This is a genomic window from Caballeronia sordidicola, assembly GCF_000729995.1.
Classification (GTDB): domain Bacteria; phylum Pseudomonadota; class Gammaproteobacteria; order Burkholderiales; family Burkholderiaceae; genus Caballeronia; species Caballeronia sordidicola_A.
The window spans coordinates 242,999-261,735 of the sequence record NZ_JNFG01000005.1 but is presented as its reverse complement, the minus strand read 5'-3'; the positions used below and the strand labels follow the sequence as shown (position 1 = coordinate 261,735).

General features: G+C 58.0%; 17 protein-coding genes and 1 pseudogene. 6 read left to right on the top strand and 12 right to left on the bottom strand.

Going from position 1 to position 18,737, the window contains the following annotated elements:
- Window positions 1–206: 206 nt before the first annotated feature.
- The 3 genes from FH08_RS0105615 (at window position 207) to FH08_RS0105605 (ending at window position 2,338) form a co-directional block, all read left to right on the top strand.
- Window positions 207–1,607 carry an amidase family protein gene (locus tag FH08_RS0105615; RefSeq protein ID WP_031357387.1) on the top strand — a complete coding sequence of 467 codons (1,401 nt, stop codon included), beginning with the start codon at window positions 207–209 and terminating at the stop codon, window positions 1,605–1,607.
- A 33-nt stretch (window positions 1,608–1,640) separates the two neighbouring features.
- Window positions 1,641–1,964, top strand: a complete 324-nt coding sequence (locus tag FH08_RS0105610; protein WP_031357386.1) for a DUF4148 domain-containing protein — start codon at window positions 1,641–1,643, stop codon at window positions 1,962–1,964.
- 176 nt (window positions 1,965–2,140) lie between these two features.
- On the top strand, window positions 2,141–2,338 hold the full coding sequence (locus FH08_RS0105605; protein WP_031357385.1) for a hypothetical protein: 198 nt from the start codon (window positions 2,141–2,143) through the stop codon (window positions 2,336–2,338).
- 186 nt (window positions 2,339–2,524) lie between these two features.
- Here the strand turns inward: FH08_RS0105605 and FH08_RS52920 are convergent, their stop codons facing one another.
- The 8 genes from FH08_RS52920 to FH08_RS0105570 form a co-directional block, all read right to left on the bottom strand.
- Window positions 2,525–2,665, bottom strand: a complete 141-nt coding sequence (locus FH08_RS52920; protein WP_200878708.1) for a hypothetical protein — start codon at window positions 2,663–2,665, stop codon at window positions 2,525–2,527.
- A 9-nt stretch (window positions 2,666–2,674) separates the two neighbouring features.
- Entirely contained in the window at window positions 2,675–3,673 is a 999-nt protein-coding gene (gene cydB / locus FH08_RS0105595) for a cytochrome d ubiquinol oxidase subunit II (protein ID WP_031357384.1), read from the bottom strand.
- Window positions 3,670–5,106, bottom strand: a complete 1,437-nt coding sequence (locus FH08_RS0105590) for a cytochrome ubiquinol oxidase subunit I (RefSeq protein ID WP_051887803.1) — start codon at window positions 5,104–5,106, stop codon at window positions 3,670–3,672. Before FH08_RS0105590 ends, cydB begins: the two co-directional genes overlap by 4 nt.
- A gap of 87 nt (window positions 5,107–5,193) precedes the next feature.
- Window positions 5,194–6,915 carry a ubiquinone-dependent pyruvate dehydrogenase gene (gene poxB, locus FH08_RS0105585; RefSeq protein ID WP_031357382.1) on the bottom strand — a complete coding sequence of 574 codons (1,722 nt, stop codon included), beginning with the start codon at window positions 6,913–6,915 and terminating at the stop codon, window positions 5,194–5,196.
- A 105-nt stretch (window positions 6,916–7,020) separates the two neighbouring features.
- On the bottom strand, window positions 7,021–8,841 hold the full coding sequence (locus FH08_RS0105580) for a cytochrome c biogenesis protein DipZ (RefSeq protein ID WP_031357381.1): 1,821 nt from the start codon (window positions 8,839–8,841) through the stop codon (window positions 7,021–7,023).
- 622 nt (window positions 8,842–9,463) lie between these two features.
- A complete protein-coding gene (locus FH08_RS50260) occupies window positions 9,464–9,808 on the bottom strand; it encodes a response regulator transcription factor (RefSeq protein WP_326928929.1) in 345 nt (114 codons plus the stop codon).
- A 273-nt stretch (window positions 9,809–10,081) separates the two neighbouring features.
- Window positions 10,082–10,753, bottom strand: a complete 672-nt coding sequence (locus FH08_RS0105575) for a response regulator transcription factor (protein WP_031357380.1) — start codon at window positions 10,751–10,753, stop codon at window positions 10,082–10,084.
- Between the two features lie 382 nt (window positions 10,754–11,135).
- Window positions 11,136–11,459, bottom strand: a complete 324-nt coding sequence (locus tag FH08_RS0105570; RefSeq protein WP_031357379.1) for a DUF4148 domain-containing protein — start codon at window positions 11,457–11,459, stop codon at window positions 11,136–11,138.
- A gap of 802 nt (window positions 11,460–12,261) precedes the next feature.
- Here FH08_RS0105570 and FH08_RS0105565 point away from each other — a divergent pair.
- Window positions 12,262–12,888 carry a hypothetical protein gene (locus tag FH08_RS0105565; RefSeq protein ID WP_152602737.1) on the top strand — a complete coding sequence of 209 codons (627 nt, stop codon included), beginning with the start codon at window positions 12,262–12,264 and terminating at the stop codon, window positions 12,886–12,888.
- Window positions 12,889–13,048: 160 nt separating this feature from the next.
- Here the strand turns inward: FH08_RS0105565 and FH08_RS0105560 are convergent, their stop codons facing one another.
- The 3 genes and pseudogenes from FH08_RS0105560 to FH08_RS0105550 all read right to left on the bottom strand — a co-directional run bounded on the left by FH08_RS0105560 (window position 13,049) and on the right by FH08_RS0105550 (window position 16,025).
- On the bottom strand, window positions 13,049–14,389 hold the full coding sequence (locus FH08_RS0105560; RefSeq protein ID WP_031357377.1) for an ATP-binding protein: 1,341 nt from the start codon (window positions 14,387–14,389) through the stop codon (window positions 13,049–13,051).
- Between the two features lie 405 nt (window positions 14,390–14,794).
- Window positions 14,795–14,884, bottom strand: a pseudogene (locus FH08_RS54310) (RidA family protein); the annotation flags it as partial.
- 103 nt (window positions 14,885–14,987) lie between these two features.
- Window positions 14,988–16,025 (bottom strand): alpha/beta fold hydrolase, encoded by a 1,038-nt coding sequence (locus tag FH08_RS0105550; RefSeq protein WP_031357376.1) that lies wholly within the window; start codon window positions 16,023–16,025, stop codon window positions 14,988–14,990.
- Window positions 16,026–17,136: 1,111 nt separating this feature from the next.
- Here FH08_RS0105550 and FH08_RS0105545 point away from each other — a divergent pair.
- Together FH08_RS0105545 and FH08_RS0105535 are read left to right on the top strand one after the other, a co-directional pair.
- Entirely contained in the window at window positions 17,137–17,490 is a 354-nt protein-coding gene (locus FH08_RS0105545; RefSeq protein WP_031357375.1) for a BON domain-containing protein, read from the top strand.
- A 339-nt stretch (window positions 17,491–17,829) separates the two neighbouring features.
- Entirely contained in the window at window positions 17,830–18,216 is a 387-nt protein-coding gene (locus FH08_RS0105535; protein WP_031357373.1) for a response regulator transcription factor, read from the top strand.
- Window positions 18,217–18,289: 73 nt separating this feature from the next.
- Here the strand turns inward: FH08_RS0105535 and FH08_RS50255 are convergent, their stop codons facing one another.
- Window positions 18,290–18,670 (bottom strand): DUF3331 domain-containing protein, encoded by a 381-nt coding sequence (locus FH08_RS50255; RefSeq protein ID WP_326928928.1) that lies wholly within the window; start codon window positions 18,668–18,670, stop codon window positions 18,290–18,292.
- Window positions 18,671–18,737 lie beyond the last annotated feature (67 nt).

The following is an 18,737-nucleotide window of genomic DNA, read 5'->3' as shown; positions in this document are numbered from 1 at the left end:
CCCGGAAATTAACCCTCTGTATGAGTGAGTCACTCGATGGTTAGGCAAGCGCTATCCGTTGATAGGATGGTGCATCGCTGTTGCGGACGATAGATTATTTCCTACGGAATGCTCATTAGATGCCTATCGCATTGAGACAAACTGTGCGAGCCCCGAGTACTGAGCGGGGACCCCCACCCAAAGCTTGACCCTCTATCGGAGGCATCGTGACGGACCTATGGCGTTTGCCCGCAACAGAACTTGCTCACCTCATTCGTACTCGAAAAGTCTCCGCACGGGAGGCGGCGGAGGCCGCGCTCCAACGGCTCAACGCAGTCAACCCGCAGATCAACGCGATCGTCGCGCACAGGCCCGACTGGGTGCTGGAACAGGCAGATCAGGTCGATAAACTCGTGGCCCGCGGCGAGGACCCTGGCCCATTGGCCGGTGTTCCGGTCACGGTCAAGATCAATACGGATCAGGCAGGGTTCGCTACGACCAACGGGACACGACTACAGGAGAATCTGGTGGCGCACGCCAACAGCCCGGCGGTCGATAACCTTCTGCGGGCCGGCGCGGTACTCCTCGGCCGCAGCAACGCCCCGACCTTCGCATTGCGCTGGTTCACCAGCAATCTGGTTCACGGGGCCACTCGCAACCCACGCAATCCGTCGCTCACGCCAGGCGGCTCATCGGGAGGCGCGGCAGCGGCCGTGGCAGCCGGCATCGGTCATCTCGCGCTCGGCACTGACATAGGAGGATCGATCCGTTATCCGGCCTATGCCTGCGGGATCCACGGACTGCGCCCCACGCTCGGGCGCGTTCCGGCCTACAACGCGTCCTCGCCGGAGCGCGCAATCGGTGCCCAGTTGATGTCATCGACCGGCCCGATCGGCCGCACGATCGAGGACCTTCGCGTGGGCCTCCTGGCCATGTCGGCCCGCGATCTTCGTGACCCCTGGTGGGTGCCGGCGCCCCTCGAAGGTCCCGCCATGCCGCTCCATGCTGCGATATGTCTTCGTCCGGGTGGATTGCAGATCGCCAAGGAGGTCGAAGCAGCGCTGCTAGACGCGGGGCGGCGGCTTGCAGATGCCGGATGGAAGGTGGAAGAAATCGAGGATACGCCAATGATTCGCGAAGCAGCGGAGGTGCAGGAACGACTGTGGCTCGGCGATGGTTTCGCCGCGCTCGTGGAAGCGGTTGCGCGCGACGGCGATCCCGGTGCACATGCGGTCGTCGAAGCTTCGCGTGCCAAGGTCGCAACACTTCCCGCCGATGTGATCAGCCGTGAGCTGGTACGACGCACGACCCTGACACGCCAATGGCGTGAGCTCCTGACCAGGTATCCGGTGCTATTGCTGCCTGTTTCGGCCGAATTGCCATTCCCTGACGATCTTGACCTGCAGGGAGAGGAGGGTTTCCGGCGCGTGTGGGAAGCGCAATTACCGATGAGAGCATTACCGGCCATGGGGCTGCCGGGCTTGGCCGTCTCCACCGGCCTCGTTGGTTCCGTCCCGGTCGGGGTTCAGATTGTCGCCGCTCATTATCGGGAAGATTTGTGTCTGCTCGCAGGCAAGGCAATAGAGGCACGCGGCACACCGCCCTCTCCAATCGATCCCGTTTTATAGACGGGTAGTGAAACAAACTCTGGAGGTACCGTCATGAAATCGCTCATGCAAGCCGTTGTTATCGCCGCTGCACTCGCCGCTCCGATCGCCTCTTTCGCGCAGTCGAACGGACCCGTGACCCGAGCAGAGGTCCGCGCCGAACTGTTTCAACTCGAACAGGCCGGCTACGACCCCTCTCGCGGAGAGGACGCGGACTACCCTGCCGACATCCAGGCTGCTGAAGCGCGCGTGGCCGCACAAAACGCCGAGACCGGCGGCGTCGGCGGTACCCTCAGCGGCACCTCCGGATCCGGCGCCCCTGCGGCGGCGAGTTACGCAAGCAACGACGGCATCAAGTCGATTTACTTCGGTCACTGAAACGAGTGGAACATGCCGGCCGCTGCACCTGAAGGCACCGGCAAGACCGCCTAAAGATTTGACTTCAACCGCATAGACCAGCAGTCGCACCGGATGCCGGCTTGATCCGTTCCGTCACGCATTGGTTCGATAGCCATACGGGCTGGCCGCGCTTCCAACCAACATCCGGAAAAGCCATGCGACTTATCGTTCTTGCCTGCCTCGGCGGCGCCCTGACCATCCTCAGTTTGTCGCCGGGCGCCACGTCCATTGGCGACTCTCCATCGAGTCATGCAGCGGCCGCTGCAACGGATGGCGATGCCACGACGGCGGCAAATCCCTCCGCGGCTTCGAGCACCGATCCTGACGCCGACGCAGGGTGCGGCCCTGAGTAAGCAATCTGAAGCAGGCGTTTCCGCACCTGTCCTGCAATGGCCCCGTGCTGTTGAAAACCACCGCCTCGCAAAACGTTACTCGACCCTGGCTAATGCGCTTACTTGACGGACATTTGCCAGCGCGACACCGTGAATGGATCCGGCGCCGGCGGTTCGATTAGTTCGATTAAATGCCACGGATGACGCTTAACGCATGGCCAGGCGCATCAGTATCTCGAACGGCAGCGCGAGCAGAAAAGTGCCACCCACGCCGAGACTCCAGAGCACGACGAACCAGACTATGCGCCCACGTTTATTAGCGCGCGGCCGTGCAACATGACTTTGCATCGCACACTCCTAGTGATAATCCGCACCGCGGGCAACCTTCCCTCTGAAGACCCAATATCCGGCCGTTGTGTACGCAATGATGATCGGCAAAATCACGACAGCGCCTACCAGCGTGAAGATCTGGCTCGACCGTGGCGCTGCCGCGTCAGCCAGGCTTAACGAATAGGGAATCGCATAAGGCCAGATGCTGACGAGCAAGCCTGTGTAGCCTAAAAAAACGAGAGCAAGCGCGAGGAGGAACGGCACGATATGCCGGCGCGCGCGGACTGCAGAAAACATGAACCACGCAACGATCGCAACAAGGAATGGGACTGGAGCCAAGCGCGATAACAGGCCCGAGTCGAACCATCGTTTGGCGATCTGCGGGTCCGACAATGGCGTCCAGACGGATACGGCGATCATGAAGATCAGCAGTACGACCGTGAGAGGCCGAACGAGGAGATGCAGCCGGCGTTGCAGGTCGCCTTCAGTCTTGATGACGAGCCAGCATGCACCTAACAACGCGTACGTAGCCATCAAGCCCAGGCCGCAAAACAGGCTGAAAGGTTCGAACCAGAAGAATGCATCGCCGGCAAAAGTATTGTTGGTGACCGGGATACCGTGCAGGTAGGTGCCAAGGATAATCCCCTGGAAAAAAGATGCGCCTGCAGAGCCGGCAATGAAGGCAAGGTTCCAGAGGTTCTTCGTACGATCCGCCTTGCCGCGGATCTCGAAGGAAACGCCCCGGAAAATGAGGCAGATCAGCATAAAGATTATCGGCAGATAAAGCGCCGACAGCGCGATTGAATACACCAGCGGGAACGCCGCAAACAGTGCTGCGCCTCCCAGCACGAGCCAGGTTTCGTTACCGTCCCACACTGGCGCAATGGCATGCATCATCATGTCGCGTTCCTCGTCGTCTGGAAAGAACGGAAATATCAGGCCGATTCCCAGATCGAATCCATCAAGCAACACGTACATGAAAAGACCAAAGGCGATGATCGCAGCCCACGCAAACGTCACGTTCATTTCGCACTCCCTTCGAAGTCACGTTCACTTGCACCTCGCCGCCCGGCAGCGGCCAACGGCCTGCGGCCCGTGCGGTCCATGTCCATCACCGGCCGCACAACCGGACTTCGCGGTGCGTCGGGTGCAACGGGCCCTTGCCGGATGAACCGCAATATGTAGTAGATGCCCGTTCCGAAAACGAGGCAGTACACAATGATGAAAGCCATCAGCGAAACCCCGACGCTTTGCGAGGTGACAGGCGAGACTGCGTCGGCGGTTCGGAACACGTTATAGACCACCCATGGTTGCCTTCCGACCTCGGTCGTGATCCACCCCGCAATCAGGGACACAAAGCCCATGGGACCCATCAGCAGCACAAAGCGCTGGTACCACCTGCTCTCGAAAATTCGCCCTCGTCGACGCAGCAACATGCCGGCAAGCGCCATCAGGATGATCAACACGCCAAGTCCCGCCATCAAGCGGAAGGTCCAGAAAATGATCGATGAATTGGGCCGGTCTTCCTTCGGAAACTCCTTGAGGCCGCGGATCTCGCCGGTCCAGCTATGCGTCAGGATCAGGCTGCCGAGATGAGGAACCTGCACCGCATAGCGGGTGACCTCTGCGTTCATGTCGGGAAAGCCGATCAGGTTTAATGCGGTTCCGCCTTTCTCCGTTTCCCACAGCCCCTCTATGGCCGCTATCTTGGCCGGCTGATATTTTCGGGTGTTCAAGCCATGCTGGTCCCCTACGATGGCCTGTACCGGTGCGAGCACAAGCAAAAGCCAGAGAGCCATCGAGAACATGGTCTTGACAGCAGGATCGCGCCGGCCCTTCAGCAGATGCCATGCACCGGTGGCCGCGACCACGAGGGCAGCGACGATGAACGCCGCAATCGTCATGTGGGCAAGCCGGTACGGGAATGACGGATTGAAGATGATCTTGAACCAGTCGACCGGTACAACATGGCCGTTCTCGATCCTGATGCCTTGCGGTGTCTGCATCCAGCTGTTGGATGCGAGAATCCAGAACGTCGAGATCAGCGTTCCGATCGCGACCATCAGCGTGGCGCCGAAATGCGCTCGTCGCCCCACCTTGTCCCAGCCGAACAGCATGACCCCCAGGAAACCCGCCTCAAGGAAAAAGGCCGTCATGACTTCGTAGGCTAGAAGGGGTCCCGTCACCGGACCGGCAAACTTGGCAAAGCCAGACCAGTTCGTTCCAAACTGGTAGGCCATGACAACGCCGGACACGACTCCCATGCCGAACCCGACCGCGAAGATTTTCGACCAATAGATGCAGAGGTCCTGGTAGTAGCGCTTTCCCGTCCGGATCCACGCTGCTTCCAGCACGGCCAGAAAGCTCGCCAGGCCAATGCTCAACGCCGGGAAAATAATATGAAACGAGATGGTGAAAGCAAACTGTATGCGTGAAAGATCCAGCGCGCTCGGATTCATAGCGGTAAGTACTCCATGCGAAGGCTGCCTTACTTACTAAGTGTCTGCGGCTCGATAATCTCGCGCCGCAAACGTCTCCGCCACCCGCTAGCGCAGGTTGGTTCTGGCAAGTTCGACGATCTCATCGCCTCGCCCGTTCAGGATGGCGCGCAACATGTACAAGCTGAAGCCCTTCGCCTGCGCAAGCTCGATCTTGGGCGGCATGGCGAGTTCATGCTTTGAGGTCACCACGTCGACAAGCGCCGGCCCCGGGTGGGCGAAGGCGGTTTTCAACGCTTCGGCAACGTCTTCCGATTCCTCTACCCTGATGCTGAAAATCCCGGCGCCCTTCGCGATCGCCGCAAAATCCGTCTTGCTCAGATCGACGTTGGTGTCGAGGTAGCCACCCGCCTTCAGCTCCATGGAAACGAACCCAAGCAGGCTATTGTTAAACACGACAACCTTGATTGGCAGGTCGAGTTGCCGTGCCGTCAGAAGGTCGCCAAGCAGCATGGACAACCCGCCGTCGCCGGACAGCGAAATGACCTGACGGCCCGGGTTGGCGCCTTGGGCGCCAAGCGCCTGAGGCATCGCGTTAGCCATGGAACCATGATTGAACGAGCCATGCAACTGACGCTTGCCGTTCATGGTCAGGTAGCGTGCCGCCCAGAGCGTCGGTGTACCGACATCGGCCGTGAAAATTGCATCTTCGCTCGCCGCTTCGTCGACCAGCCTGGTCAGGTATTGCGGATGAATCGGCCTGCCCGGCCCCGCCGGGACGGCAAGGTCGTCCAGGCCTTTTCTCGCCGACACATAATGCTTGCGGGCATGGTCCAGGAAATTCCGGTCGTCCTTGCGCTGCAAGCGCGGCAGGACGGCCCTGATCGTGTCCTTGACCGTGCCCACCAGCCCGAGCGTAAGGGGCGCCCGGTGGCCGAGCTGTGAGCCCTTCCAGTCGATCTGCACGATCTTCGCGTTGCTCGGGTAGAACGGACGATACGGAAAGTCCGTGCCGAGCATCAGCAGCGTCTCGCAGGATTCCATTGCGTGATAACCCGAGCTGAAACCGATCAGGCCGGTCATGCCGACATCGAAGGGGTTGTCCCATTCAACGAATGACTTGCCGCGCAGAGCGTGGACCACTGGCGCTCCGAGCATATCGGCCAACGCGACAACTTCATCGTGCGCGCCGGCTGTGCCGCTTCCACACAACAGCGTGACGTCTCTTGACCGGTTAAGCAGGTCTGCCAGCCGGTCAAGATCAGCCTGCGCAGGGACGATTGACGGTGGGGCCGTTTCGGTCCAGCTTCCGGCTGCCTCGAGACACTCCTGCAACGCGACGTCTCCCGGCAACACGATGACGGCGACGCCGCGCTCCTCAATAGCCGTGCGCATCGCACGCGCGAGCACGCGCGGAAACTGCTCGGGGTTCGTCACGAGTTCTGCAAAATGGCTGCATTCCTGGAAAAGCTCCTGAGGATGGGTCTCCTGAAAATAGCCGAGCCCGATTTCCGTTGACGGAATATGCGCGGCAATCGCGAGCACCGGTTGATGATTGCGATGGCAGTCGAACAGTCCGTTGATCAGATGAAGGTTGCCCGGACCGCAACTGCCCGCGCACACGGCAAGCCGTCCTGTCGATGCCGCATCGGCCCCGGCGGCGAACGCGGCGCTCTCCTCGTGGCGAGTGTGCATCCAGCGGATCGAGCCGATCTGGTCCAGGCTGAACGCCAGTCCATTCAAGCTGTCGCCCGTCACACCCCAGATTCTCTCGACGCCGGCGGCCTCGAGCGTTTTTGCCAGATACTCTGCGATAGTCTGTTTGCCCATGATTCGCTCCTGAAAGAAGAAATTCGCAATAGGGTTTAAATACCAGTCGAACGGCGCGCAACACGCCGGTACTTCGAACGCAGGCGCCCGCAGGAACTGCAGGCCTCAACCGAACGTGAACGCATACGCTTCAACGCCAGGGTCGAGAAACTCGATAGAGAAGGTGTGATCCGCGACCCCGTGCGTTTGCCGAACCAGCTGATACAACCGGTGCTCGGTTACAGTGCCGCTGCCGTCAGCCGCGACATCCGTCCCATGCGCGTTACCGGGCGCGGCGCCGTCGATGCTTACGCGAAACCGGACAGGTTTTCCGTCCGCACCCGGCCCCAATACCAGATGCAGGTCGCGCGCATGGAAGCGGTATACGACGTGTCCGGAAGCAGCAGCAAGCGTCGCACGGTCTTTCTCGACGTCCCATTTACCGGCCAGGCCCCACTCATTCAGGGCCGGCCGTGTGGGTGCAACGTACACGCTCACTTCGTCCCGAAGCTCGCCGCCCGGCGACGCAAAATTGTCCGCCTGCGCGTAACCGATGTAGGTTTCCGGCGACTGCAGATCCGCGCTGTCGGCGGCGATCTCTACGCCAGGTGTCGCGGTGTTCGCCAGGCCCGGAGCCGTCATTGCAGCATTTGCATCGCCCGCTTCTGTCAGCAATAGCTGAATGACCTGTTCCGATTTCGCATAGTTGCCTTCGCCAAAATTGTGGTGGCGGATCTGTCCGCGAGCGTCGACAAAATACTGTGCGGGCCAGTACTCGTTGTTAAGGCCCCGCCAGATTGCAAAGTTGTTATCGATTGCGACCGGATAATCCACACCGAGCTCACGCGTCGCCTTTTTCACGTTCCCGATATTGCGTTCGAATGCAAACTCGGGCGCATGCACGCCGATCACCACGAGCCCTTGGTCCTTGTATTTTTGCGACCATGTTTTCAGGTATGGGAGAGAACGCAAACAGTTAATGCACGAGTAGGTCCAGATGTTGATCACCACAACCTTACCGCGCAACGCCTGGACCGTAAGGGGCGGCGAATTCAGCCACTGGACGGCCCCGCTTAGCGTCGGCAATATGCCCTCGACCGGTAGTGGTGCGCTCTCTACGGCGGCGTTATAGTCCGGTGCACCCGCCATGATGTTCGCCACAACCTTGGTCATTGAATTGCCGAACCGACTGTCGGGCGAGACAACCCCGGTCGAATTCCTTGCAGGCGATAACCGGTCGACCAACTCCTGTTCGACGCCGCCCGTCGCGAAGGTCGATACGCGTGCCAGCACGCCGGTGTCCCACCCCAACGAGATCGCAAGCACACCGAGCAACATTGCCGCACCCATCCCCCGACGGATCCATTCACCCGCGCCGAGCCATCGCTTCATCAACGTGAATACCCGACCGCCGATCAACAGTGCTAACGCCAGCGAGGTCGCCGCGCCCGCCGCGTAGGCCACCAGCAGCAAGGTCGTGCTGAAACTCGTGCCACGCAGCGCTGCCGTCGTCAGCATCAGGCCAAGAATTGGCCCGGCGCACGGCGACCACAGCAAGCCTGTCGCAATCCCGATCAGAAAGGACGATCTCGGGCTGGCCGGCTTGCCACCGGGAGCCGCGGACTCGGCGATCTGGTTGCCCACGCTCATCAGCGGCTGCATCAGCTTGGCCGCAAGACGAGGTAGTAGCAGCATCAGGCCGAACACTGCGAGTAACGCGAGGGCAAGCCAGCGACCGTACTGGTTCGCTTGCGTGATCCAACTCCCGCCGACTGTTGCAAGGCTCGCTACAGCAGCAAAGGTCAACGCCATGCCAGTAAGCATTGGCAACACGCTGCGAACGAACGGTTGACCCGCGCGCGAAAAAACAAATGGCAGCACCGGCAGGATGCACGGACTGAGAATCGTGAGAACACCGCCAAGATAGGCCAGAACAATGAGCAACATGGAATTCACGGCGGTTAGGAATCTAAATGAGGTTCAGGCAAAAGCTCGCGTAAATCACGACGAGGCATTCGCTAGACAGCGAAAGTCGCTTGAATGGATTTTCCGAAAAGTTGTCGCCACTCGTTGCGGGTCTAGTCCGACGTGTGAATTCCCGGTGGAGTTTGAGAGTGTTCATCGCCGATGAGCAAGTGCTCAGCACGGTCCTCGTCAGGCTGGCGAAATACGTAAAAACTCGGGATTCGAGCGAATCGATTTGATGCATTCTGTTCATCAGTACTGCGGATCGAACCTGCCATGGGACCAAGATACGTGTCTGCGCATGAAAATGAAATAATACGAACCGGTGCTACCGCCCCTTCTCAGGCGTAGGCAGTTCATACATGCGTATGCGCCGCGTAGGGGATGTGCGATACGAACGACAGGCGTCGTGCTACAGATGCGGTGCAGTGCATAGGCCAAACGCGTTTCGACTCAGGGCGACATGCAAGGTGCCATACGCAAGTATGAAACCCCGAAACGCTCGTTGGATCGCAGACATCGGTCAATGCTCAGGTCTCGCAATCGCTTTAGACAAACCAGGCGGATGCCGGGTTGAAAGCGCCGCCGTAGCGCGAAAACCGGACTATGGTTTTCCCAAAACGAGATGGAGATAATGTTCGATGGTGGCAGGATCGACAGGCTTCTCCAACAGAGCCAACGCACCATTTGCCATGACCTTCGCCCGTAGAGCGGCAGTAGGGAACGCTGTGACAAAAATGGTCGGCGGTGCACAGCCTAATTGGAGAAGGCGTGCATGCATCTCGACACCGGACATCCGCGGCATTCGCACATCAGAAATGAGACACGACGTTTCGGTGATGTACGCGGACTGGAGAAATGCCTCTGGCGAGGAGAATATATTCGCCTGCCAGCCTAGCGAACGAATCAAAGCGGAAGTAGCGGCGCAAAGGGCGGCATCGTCGTCCACAATGGAAATAACGTGAGCGGTACGCACGCCACGGACCTCGCTCTTCAGATGAGATGTGCGCACAGAGGGGCTTGCGCCGTACGCATCTACAATAACCAGCGTAGCGTTTGAACGCTCAAGCCGAAATCATACCTACGTATAGGCGTATCAGGGTCGCATCGGCGATGTAACAGCCTCCCCACGGTAGGGTAGCCATCAGGGCGACCCGCCTTTGCAACCGCTTGCCGATTCCACATTGGCCTTCGGACACGACACGCCCGAGCAATAAACGCCTCAAGGAGACTTCGGGTGGTTCGGCGGGACATGAATCGCTTCGGCCTTTCTAACCAGGTCCGCGACGGAACGCGACTCCATCTTCTTCATCATCTGACCACGATGGATCTTCACAGTGATTTCGCTCAGGCTCATTTCCGACGCAATCTGCTTGTTCATCAAGCCAGCCAGAACAAATCCGAGCACTTCCTTCTCGCGCGGCGTCAGGGAACTGTAAGAGATCTTCACTGCTGTGAGTGTCCGCTCGGTCGCAATGCGTTCGCCATCATGTTTCAACGCGTGTGCGACCGCGTCCAGCATGTCCTGATCGCGAAACGGCTTCGGAAAGAAGTCGAGTGCGCCAGCCTTCATAGCCCTGACAGACATCTCCATGTCGCCATACCCCGTAATGAACAAGATGGGTATTTGCAAGCCTGCCTTGACAATATCTCGCTGAAAGGTGAGACCGCTCTCTCCGCGTAGCCTGACGTCAAGAATCAGGCAGCTCGGCACGTCATATTTCGAAAAGCTCAGAAATTGGTTGGGCGATTCGAACGCCTCCACGCGTAATCCGATTGAGCGCAATAGTCCGCCAAGCGCCTCGCGCATCGACTCGTCGTCGTCCACTATGTATACAACCGGCGTTTCGTTTGCGCTGCTTCGAGGCGGAGTCGAAAGTGTTCCCGAAATCATCTCGTGCTCCTTGAACCAATAAGATTATGCGGCGACGTCAGCTTTTGAAGCTCCGATTTTTTTCTGTCTGCAGGCATGAGGAAGTCTGAATAATTTTTTGCCATTATGAGACGCTGAGCATGGTGGCGCAAACGAATTGCTCCGTAAATCGCCAGTCCGGCAGCGCTTGAAAGCACTATGTTTTCATATGATGTTTGTGCCAGATACTGCGGGCCTCTGTAGGTCGTTCTATTTCTCGCCGACACAGCGCGGTCTTCGCACAGGTACCAACAACACGGCGAAAATACACCACGCATGAGTCGTGGGAAATGATCGGGTAGCGTGGCCAAGCTGAAATGCCTCGCTACCGAATGAGTGGAAGCCGGCGTGGCAGCCCGCCGAGTTACTGACCGAAGAAGATTAACGTAAAGTCGCGACTGGCTGTCTGAAGGGCCTCTGCAGCAGCTCCCGATGCCGACGAGTCGCTGACCGTTCCGCCAAAACCGCTCATTCCGCGGTTCTGTGCGGCCACGCGGGCTTCAGCTGCCTGAATGTCGTCCGGATAGTACGGGTCGGTGCCACGAGCCGGGTTATAACCGGCCTTCACAAGTTGCGCCAACTCGGCGCGCACTTGCGCCCGCGTCACGGGCACGTTCGACTGCGCGAACGAGGCGATCGGAGCGGCGAGCGCGGTGGCGAGAACAAGGGCTTGAACGAGCGATTTCATGATGAGTTGCCTTCGAAGGTTGTCATGTACTACCAGGAACACGTGCGGCTTTCAGGGTCCACGAGTCGCAGTCTGTTTGTGATCTGCGCTGTGGGATACATCTGGATTGCGGCCTTGATGCATTTGAGGCCGCTAACGTATCTGGCTTGTGTCAAGAAAACCGCTCAATTGCAAGTTCGTGTATCACCGTGACGCGTAGATACATTGCGACATAAATCTCCTTCCTCCGTTCGAGCTCGTGAGGTGAGTCGGTCGCATTTCCATACACCAAGGTGTTAGATGGCTAAACGAAGATGATGTGCAAGGTATCTCCATGTAGCATGGTTTATATCGGGATATGGAAGTACCTTTAATACAACGCGGTGCCCAGCAGGCCTTTGGCTTGATTCCCAAGCAGGACGCAGCACCCACGTGACAGCGTATGTACCGGGTCCGAAAACGACACCCCCGAAAATGCTCGGTTCGCGGTGTTTTACTCAGACGTCGGCGAACGTATCAACGACTGATTCAGGGTGCGAATATGTCAACGTCAATTATGCTTCTTGCCAATGGGTACATCGAAGTTGCCTGTGCAGACCCGTGGCTTTCAGCGCTTCTTCGGCACTACATCATCCGGCGCACCGTGGACTACTCGTCGGTCTGCATTCAGTAGTCAAGGCTGGACCCCATCCGCTGCGAATACAACAATCAATATCCTGGCAAACCAATCAGCTAGTCAGCGAGGTCCAGCATGCGCCTGAAAAACCCTTTTGAGCCTGCCCGATCAGGCCGTATGGTCACATCACACCTTCAGGACGGGAGCATGTGGCACGAGCACTATCACCACCCCGATGAACCGGCAGCCTGCAGCGAAGGCATCATGAACGCGCATCGTGAAATGCAGCTCTCACCTATTACCTGGAACCCTCGCCTCCGCATCTACGAAAGTCACGAACCGATTGACCAGCCCAACCCAGCCCTCGCGACAATCACGCAATCTATAGTGGTTTTCACGGCTATCTGGTCGATATGCGAATTGCCCTTGGAACTATTGGTCAGTCCAACAGCCATTGAGAGCGCCGCATCCATCATAGGGAAACTGATCTGGCTGTCTTTGACACTTTGGGCGTTGACCGGCGGCCAGCCGGCGAAAACAATCTTTGCGTTGTGCTGCGGCGCGAGCGCGCTAACCATTGCTTCCGGGTTACTGGACGAGCGGCAGTTCTTCGCTTGGGGATTTTGTATGTCGACAGTCGAGTGCGGGTTGAAAGCTGCGGCGTTCTTCTTGATCGTCTGGACGGCCGCCCGGCAAACTGCGCTGCAGACTGCCGGTTTGCCTCATCCTGCCCTTCAATGCATGTCGCGCAAATCGCATCAGAGGCCAGTTGACGCGGTGACGGTAGATATAAAATTGCTTTCCCCTCCTATCGATCCTCCATTTCTCACCTGAATTTTCGGATTGTCGTTTTTCAAGTGTCTTTCGACGATATGCATAGGTTTCCTATCTAATTTTGGAAAATTCTATTTCAATTTTTCAGCGCACTGACGCCATACCGCCCACGCCCGCCGGACAGACATGCAAAACGACACCAAGGAAAGTCTCGTACGCTTCACGATGCCGCACGGATCCTATTCGGTCTGCTGTTTAGCGTGAGACACGCCTCAAGCCCTCCACCGTCACGATTTCGCAGCATCAAGCTGGCGTTCATCGCTTCAGCCAATTGCTTCGCAATGGCAAGCCCCAACCCCGTACCACCCGCTTGTCCGTTGCCCGAAGTTTCGACACGATAGAAAGGCTGGAATACGGCGGCCAGTAGTTCGTCCGGGATGCCAGGGCCTCGATCAAGCACCGTGATGTAAATCCTCTGCTCCTGGGTCGATTCAATTCTGACTTCGGCCGAACCCGAAAACTTGATAGCGTTATCGATCAGATTGCCAAGAACACGCCGCAACGCATAGGGCTTGACGAGTAGTACTCGCCCCACATGCCCGGCTAACGACACTGAGTCACCGGCGTCGACGTAGTCGCCGATCAGGCTTTCCATGAACGCATCTGGATCGACACGGCGCGCAACCTCGGCCGTGCCGTGCAGCGTGCGCGCGTAGGCGACACCCTCGCGTACAAGGGACTCCATCTGCTTGAGGTCGTGTAGTATTTTTGCACGCTCGGACTCATCGTCCATCAGATCGGCGCGTATGCGCATGCGGGTAATGGGTGTTTGCAGGTCGTGAGAAATGGAGGCCAGAACCTGGATCCGCTCTTTCATATACCCACCGATGCGCTCCTGCATCGCATTGAAAGCCTTGGCGGCGCCGGCAACCTCCACGGGTCCGTTCTCGGACAGCCACTCAGCGCTCAGATCGGGACCCAACGTGTCCGCTGCGTGCTCGATCGCACTCAGGGGGCGTATTGCGAGCCGAACTGTGACCCAACAACATCCGGCTAGCAGCGTGAATTGCGCCAGCGCTGCGAGTGCTAAACGGCTGGACAGAGGTATCCCGCGCGCGGAATGAAAATCAGCTGTCAGAGGAGAGTCTCCGACAAATCGCTGATAATCCTGCAGATGTTCCCGTTCACTCGGAAATGCGCTTACGCCAACCGGATAACGCGAACCACCACTTTGCTCGAACGCCCCGTTCGTCGCGAAGGCAACCTCTGCGTTCGGCGGCAAGTCGCTTTCATCCGGGCGGAGAATAAAACCATAGGTACGGGCCGCCAGTCGCGGCAGCCATCCCGGGTGCCCGGCTAGTGTAAGTCGGTCAAGAAGTGCGAACGGACCTGCAACTTCGCGCTCTATGTAAGACGCCGTCATGGAGGTCGGCGCCTTGTCCTGCTCGTACAATGTCAGCCAGAACGACAAACCCTGTGCTGCGATGACACCCGCAAGCATGATCAGGCTCAGGCGCATGAAAAGCGTACGTGGCCACTTAAGAAGGCGATAGAGGTTCATTCAACGTGGTCTTGCTTTATAGCAGCGGAGAACACGAAGCGCTCGTTCCGCAGGGTCCGATATAGCCTGGCCCTCGCGTGCGGTCACCGATAAACTCGCTCCAGACAACCAATTTTTAAACGCATGCGGACCGGCCCCCTGCGCCTCTCGGGCAACGGTGAAAGATCGAGTGTATGTTGTTATCGTCATGATGCTCTCCGGTTCGCAACTTTAAGCTTTGTATCCCAAGCGCCCCATTGCCTCAGGTCGCCATATGTCTCTTCACCACGGTTATGTAAATAATATGTTGCCGCCAAGTGTCGACCACGCGTGCAACGCGAACGGTATTTCCCGCTCGTACCGTCGCGTCCTTGAACCATCAGTCATTATTCTTTAGCTAACCTTAGCATCAAGGTAGATCTCGACCTACGCTCCAAAGGAGATTTGTGCCACACCAAATGCCGACCGTGCGTGTTTGCCAAGTTGGCTGAATACATCAGCGATCAGGTCGACCGCGACAGAACGCGCCGCGAGGCGGCCCTCTTCAGTCGACGTTGGATCGGAATGCGTGCCTGCCAATGAAACGTGCAATGCAGACCCGGTAGTCCGGGTACGCTCGTTAGTCGTTGACTTCAATGATTGCCTGGGCGAAGACTTGAGGCGCTTCCTGAGGAAGGTTGTGACCCGCGCCTGCGACGAGCTTATGCGCGTACTTGCCCGAGAATTTTTTGGCATAGGACGCAGGGTCCGGATGGGGTGCACCGTTGGCATCCCCTTCAAGGGTGATCGTGGGCACGGTGATGATTGGGGCTGCGGCCAGTTGCTTTTCCAAATTGTCGTATTGTGATTCACCTTGAGCCAGGCTCAGCCGCCAGCGGTAGTTGTGAATCACGATGCGGATGTAATCCGGGTTGTCGAACGACGCAGTGCTGCGGTCGAACGTGGCGTCATCGAAGGCCCACTTTGGCGACGCGGTCTGCCAGATCAGCTTGGCAAAGTTGTCCCGGTATTTTTCGTAGCCAAGCTCACCGTGTTCCGTAGCGAAATAGTACTGATACCACCACGCATACTCAGCCTTTGGCGGCAACGGCATCTTGTTGAATTCAAGGTTGTTGACCAGGTAGCCGCTGACAGAAACCAGCGATTTGCAACGTTGCGGCCACAGCGCCGCCAGGATGCAGGCCGTCCGCCCTCCCCAGTCATAGCCGGCTACGGTCGCCTCCCGGATCTTCAGGGCATCCATCAGCTTGATGATGTCGACTGCGACCACTGCCTGCTGGCCATTCCGGAACGTTCGATCCGAAAGAAAGCGAGTCGTTCCATGCCCGCGCAGATGTGGGACGATCACGCGGTAGCCGACCGACGCCAGCAAGGGCGCGACATCGACATAGCTGTGAATGTCGTAAGGCCAGCCGTGCAGGAGAATCACAACCGGACCATCGGCGGGACCAGCCTCCGCATATCCCACGTTCAGGACACCGGCGTTGACCTGCTTCAGCGTACCGAACGACGTGTTGGTCCCGGCCTTGACGGTCGGCAGATTCTCTTTACCCGACTGTGCGTGTGCCGAGCCAATCATGCCAAGTCGGGTCGCAGCGAGGGTCATGGCCGCAGTGCCCAGAAAACCGCGACGGCTGGGATCGATCTTGTCCGACATGTCTACCACTCCTATTGAGGTTTTGATGCAATCGCCTGAAAGCGATCCGCATGCCTTTCCGACGTGCACTTGTTGCCGGGAACTATGTGAAGAGCTCAGTGATTGGATGAGTCAAGTTCTTGTATCAACGCTCTCCAGGTCAGTCGCTCTCGCGACGCTTGGACGTCCCATGCCGGGCCGGCAGGCTCCCTTCTTGCACCGTCAAAGGAAAACGCAGGTACCTTGCGGATCGAGTTGCAAATCACGTCCGAGTTATGCCGCATGGCGGCGAAGAGCAGCAGCACATAAACGCCGGCAATGAGATCAGGATACGTTCGGGTGGACCAAATTTAAATGATACGAACCGGTGGCCACGCCGCTGCTTAGGTTTATGTCTCTCATACGGGCATATGTTCAATGCGAACTGTCGATTGACCTGAGGCGCCGCGCTCACAAGGGAACGCTGCGGGACCTGAATTGCTATTGCTCGACCGGTGCTGCAAGTTGCAGCATTGCCCCCGCATAGGGCGACGGTGGACCGCCGCAAATCCTTCGAGACGCGAAAGAGGCCATGTGGATGAAGCTCGCCCCTCAGAACGCACCCCGCGAGTAGTCACAAGTACACGTTGGAATCCGGGATTTAAAATTACTGGGCTAAGACCGGCGTGGCAAGCGGTTGCCAGCCTCGACCGGCCCGGCCAGAACGAGGACGGGATCACGGAAGAGGCGCACATCATCTCTAATATTAGTAGCAGTACGTATTATACAATTTATCCAGATACAATCTATCATCCAGTCTTCGCATCACCACTTCCGGAAACGTATTTCGAACTGCCCTATACAGAGGTATAGGTTGTCCATTCGCAGGCGCTATCTTTATAGACGCTTGAATTCTTGAGAGCGAAGGCAAGTACGGATACGCTCTACACCGAAGACTTAGATACACGATTCAATGGTGGGTCTGCTGATCACGAATTGACCAACGCCACTTACCTCGCACGATTACGTTCCAAATGCGCGCCACCACCTCCTCAAGTTCTCTCGCGGTAGAAGTCATGGCCATGCTCAGGCATTGGCGAACGAAGTAGGCAACAAACCACGCTTTCCACGTTCTTTCTTTTAGGAGTATCGAATGACTACACTGAAAAATATCGCGGTCACCTGCCTGGCAGTGACGGCGCTGATTGGGACCACATACGCAAGTGCCCAAACAGACTCGGGGACGGCGGACAGCTCGTCTCTGTCGCCGAAAAAAGAAATTCGCGCTCAGAATCGCCAACTCGCGAAGACGGTCCGCCACGCATTGACCCATACAAAGGATCTGACTTCGTCTGGTATTACCGTGCTGGCGAGAGGAGGCATCGTCACGCTCGACGGTACCGTGCCCACCGATGAAGAGATCCAGGTCGCAACCAATGTGGCGAGTAACGTGCCTGGGGTACACGCTGTCACGAACAACTTGCTTATGCAGGAAGAGGGCCATTAAGGCTAAATCCCCAGCAACAGCACACTCACCGCACGAGCGATCACGGCGTTGCCCAAGCGCGTGCTGCGCGGACTCACTGTGATCGCTGAGTCTGCGCGACCATCTGACGAGAAACTCGCATCGCATTGACATGCGCCGTTCTTCGGTGAGTCCAGGACATTCAATATGGCGTCTCGACCCTGTGCGCTGTACTCGAGGCCGCTGGCGGCGGAAATTGAAAACACGGTGGCATTGCCTAACGCCAACGTATTATTGCGCGAAGATCGAACGCCGCGTACGTTCAAGTGGTGGCCGACGTAGTCGCTGAAAATCCCTTTCGGCGCCGGCCCTTCGTGCAAGATGAACCAAATTTCGTTTTCTCCGGTTATATCGGTTGTCGACGACGACGAGTCGGTCAGAGCCGCGACAGCTAGTTTGCTGCGGTCATGCGGCTGGACCGTACGTAGCTATGCGTCCGGTGTCGATTTGCTAGCGGAAATCAACCAGGGCGATGTCCGCCTGATCATCGCAGATGTTCAGATGCCCGTCATGGATGGATTTGCACTTTTGGAAAAGCTCGGCGAACTGGCGCAAAAGATTCCGGTCTTTTTTATAACCGCGTACGCGACACCCGACATGGTCAAGAGAATCGGAAGTTCAGGCGCAGTGGGGCTTTTCTCGAAACCGCTGGACGACGTGAGATTTCTGGCGCGAGTGGCAGCGATCGTGAATATACCGGGCCGCTAACTGCCGGGGTCGGCAAGTCCAGTGGTCACGCAGGGACCAGACTTGAAGCCGCGTTGACCCGGTCGACAGCAGATCAGGTCGAAGTCACGTCGTCGAGTATGGAGGTCAGGATCATGGCATGCACGTTAAGCGGCGAGGTCCTGCATCGCCCCGGCTTGAACACCGCGTCGTTTGGGTTAATCACGCAACCGCTCATTGCGCAAACCCCCTTCGCGCGGGCCCGTGACGCGCGCCAAACCTGATCTCCATAACAGCAGCGGGTCGAATCGCGCCAGGAGATGGTCGCCGTTGAAGCATTGGGGCGGTCTATGAGTGTTACCAAGGCTCGGTGACCTTCCCCTGGCACCGGCGGCCTGCATACCTTGCATGCCGGCTTGTTCGTTGAGGCAGCGGGCAGCCTGACGCCTGGGACCGCCACTCCCGACAACAGCGAGAGCAAGCCAATCGTCTGCATCCAGGGGTCGGTAGCGTTGGAGTTTGCCTGCATCATCTAACTCCTCATCGAAAGAAATTTTATGACC

What these genes read in the sequence shown, in the direction of transcription:
- FH08_RS0105610 (WP_031357386.1), top strand. Translation starts at nt 1,641, where the DNA reads ATGAAATCGCTCATGCAAGCCGTTGTTATCGCCGCTGCACTCGCCGCT.
- FH08_RS0105605 (WP_031357385.1), top strand. Translation starts at nt 2,141, where the DNA reads ATGCGACTTATCGTTCTTGCCTGCCTCGGCGGCGCCCTGACCATCCTC.
- FH08_RS52920 (WP_200878708.1), bottom strand. Translation starts at nt 2,665, where the DNA reads ATGCAAAGTCATGTTGCACGGCCGCGCGCTAATAAACGTGGGCGCATA.
- cydB (WP_031357384.1), bottom strand. Translation starts at nt 3,673, where the DNA reads ATGAACGTGACGTTTGCGTGGGCTGCGATCATCGCCTTTGGTCTTTTC.
- FH08_RS0105590 (WP_051887803.1), bottom strand. Translation starts at nt 5,106, where the DNA reads ATGAATCCGAGCGCGCTGGATCTTTCACGCATACAGTTTGCTTTCACC.
- poxB (WP_031357382.1), bottom strand. Translation starts at nt 6,915, where the DNA reads ATGGGCAAACAGACTATCGCAGAGTATCTGGCAAAAACGCTCGAGGCC.
- FH08_RS0105580 (WP_031357381.1), bottom strand. Translation starts at nt 8,841, where the DNA reads ATGTTGCTCATTGTTCTGGCCTATCTTGGCGGTGTTCTCACGATTCTC.
- FH08_RS0105575 (WP_031357380.1), bottom strand. Translation starts at nt 10,753, where the DNA reads ATGATTTCGGGAACACTTTCGACTCCGCCTCGAAGCAGCGCAAACGAA.
- FH08_RS0105570 (WP_031357379.1), bottom strand. Translation starts at nt 11,459, where the DNA reads ATGAAATCGCTCGTTCAAGCCCTTGTTCTCGCCACCGCGCTCGCCGCT.
- FH08_RS0105565 (WP_152602737.1), top strand. Translation starts at nt 12,262, where the DNA reads ATGTGGCACGAGCACTATCACCACCCCGATGAACCGGCAGCCTGCAGC.
- FH08_RS0105560 (WP_031357377.1), bottom strand. Translation starts at nt 14,389, where the DNA reads ATGAACCTCTATCGCCTTCTTAAGTGGCCACGTACGCTTTTCATGCGC.
- FH08_RS0105550 (WP_031357376.1), bottom strand. Translation starts at nt 16,025, where the DNA reads ATGTCGGACAAGATCGATCCCAGCCGTCGCGGTTTTCTGGGCACTGCG.
- FH08_RS0105545 (WP_031357375.1), top strand. Translation starts at nt 17,137, where the DNA reads ATGACTACACTGAAAAATATCGCGGTCACCTGCCTGGCAGTGACGGCG.
- FH08_RS0105535 (WP_031357373.1), top strand. Translation starts at nt 17,830, where the DNA reads ATGAACCAAATTTCGTTTTCTCCGGTTATATCGGTTGTCGACGACGAC.
- FH08_RS50255 (WP_326928928.1), bottom strand. Translation starts at nt 18,670, where the DNA reads ATGCAGACGATTGGCTTGCTCTCGCTGTTGTCGGGAGTGGCGGTCCCA.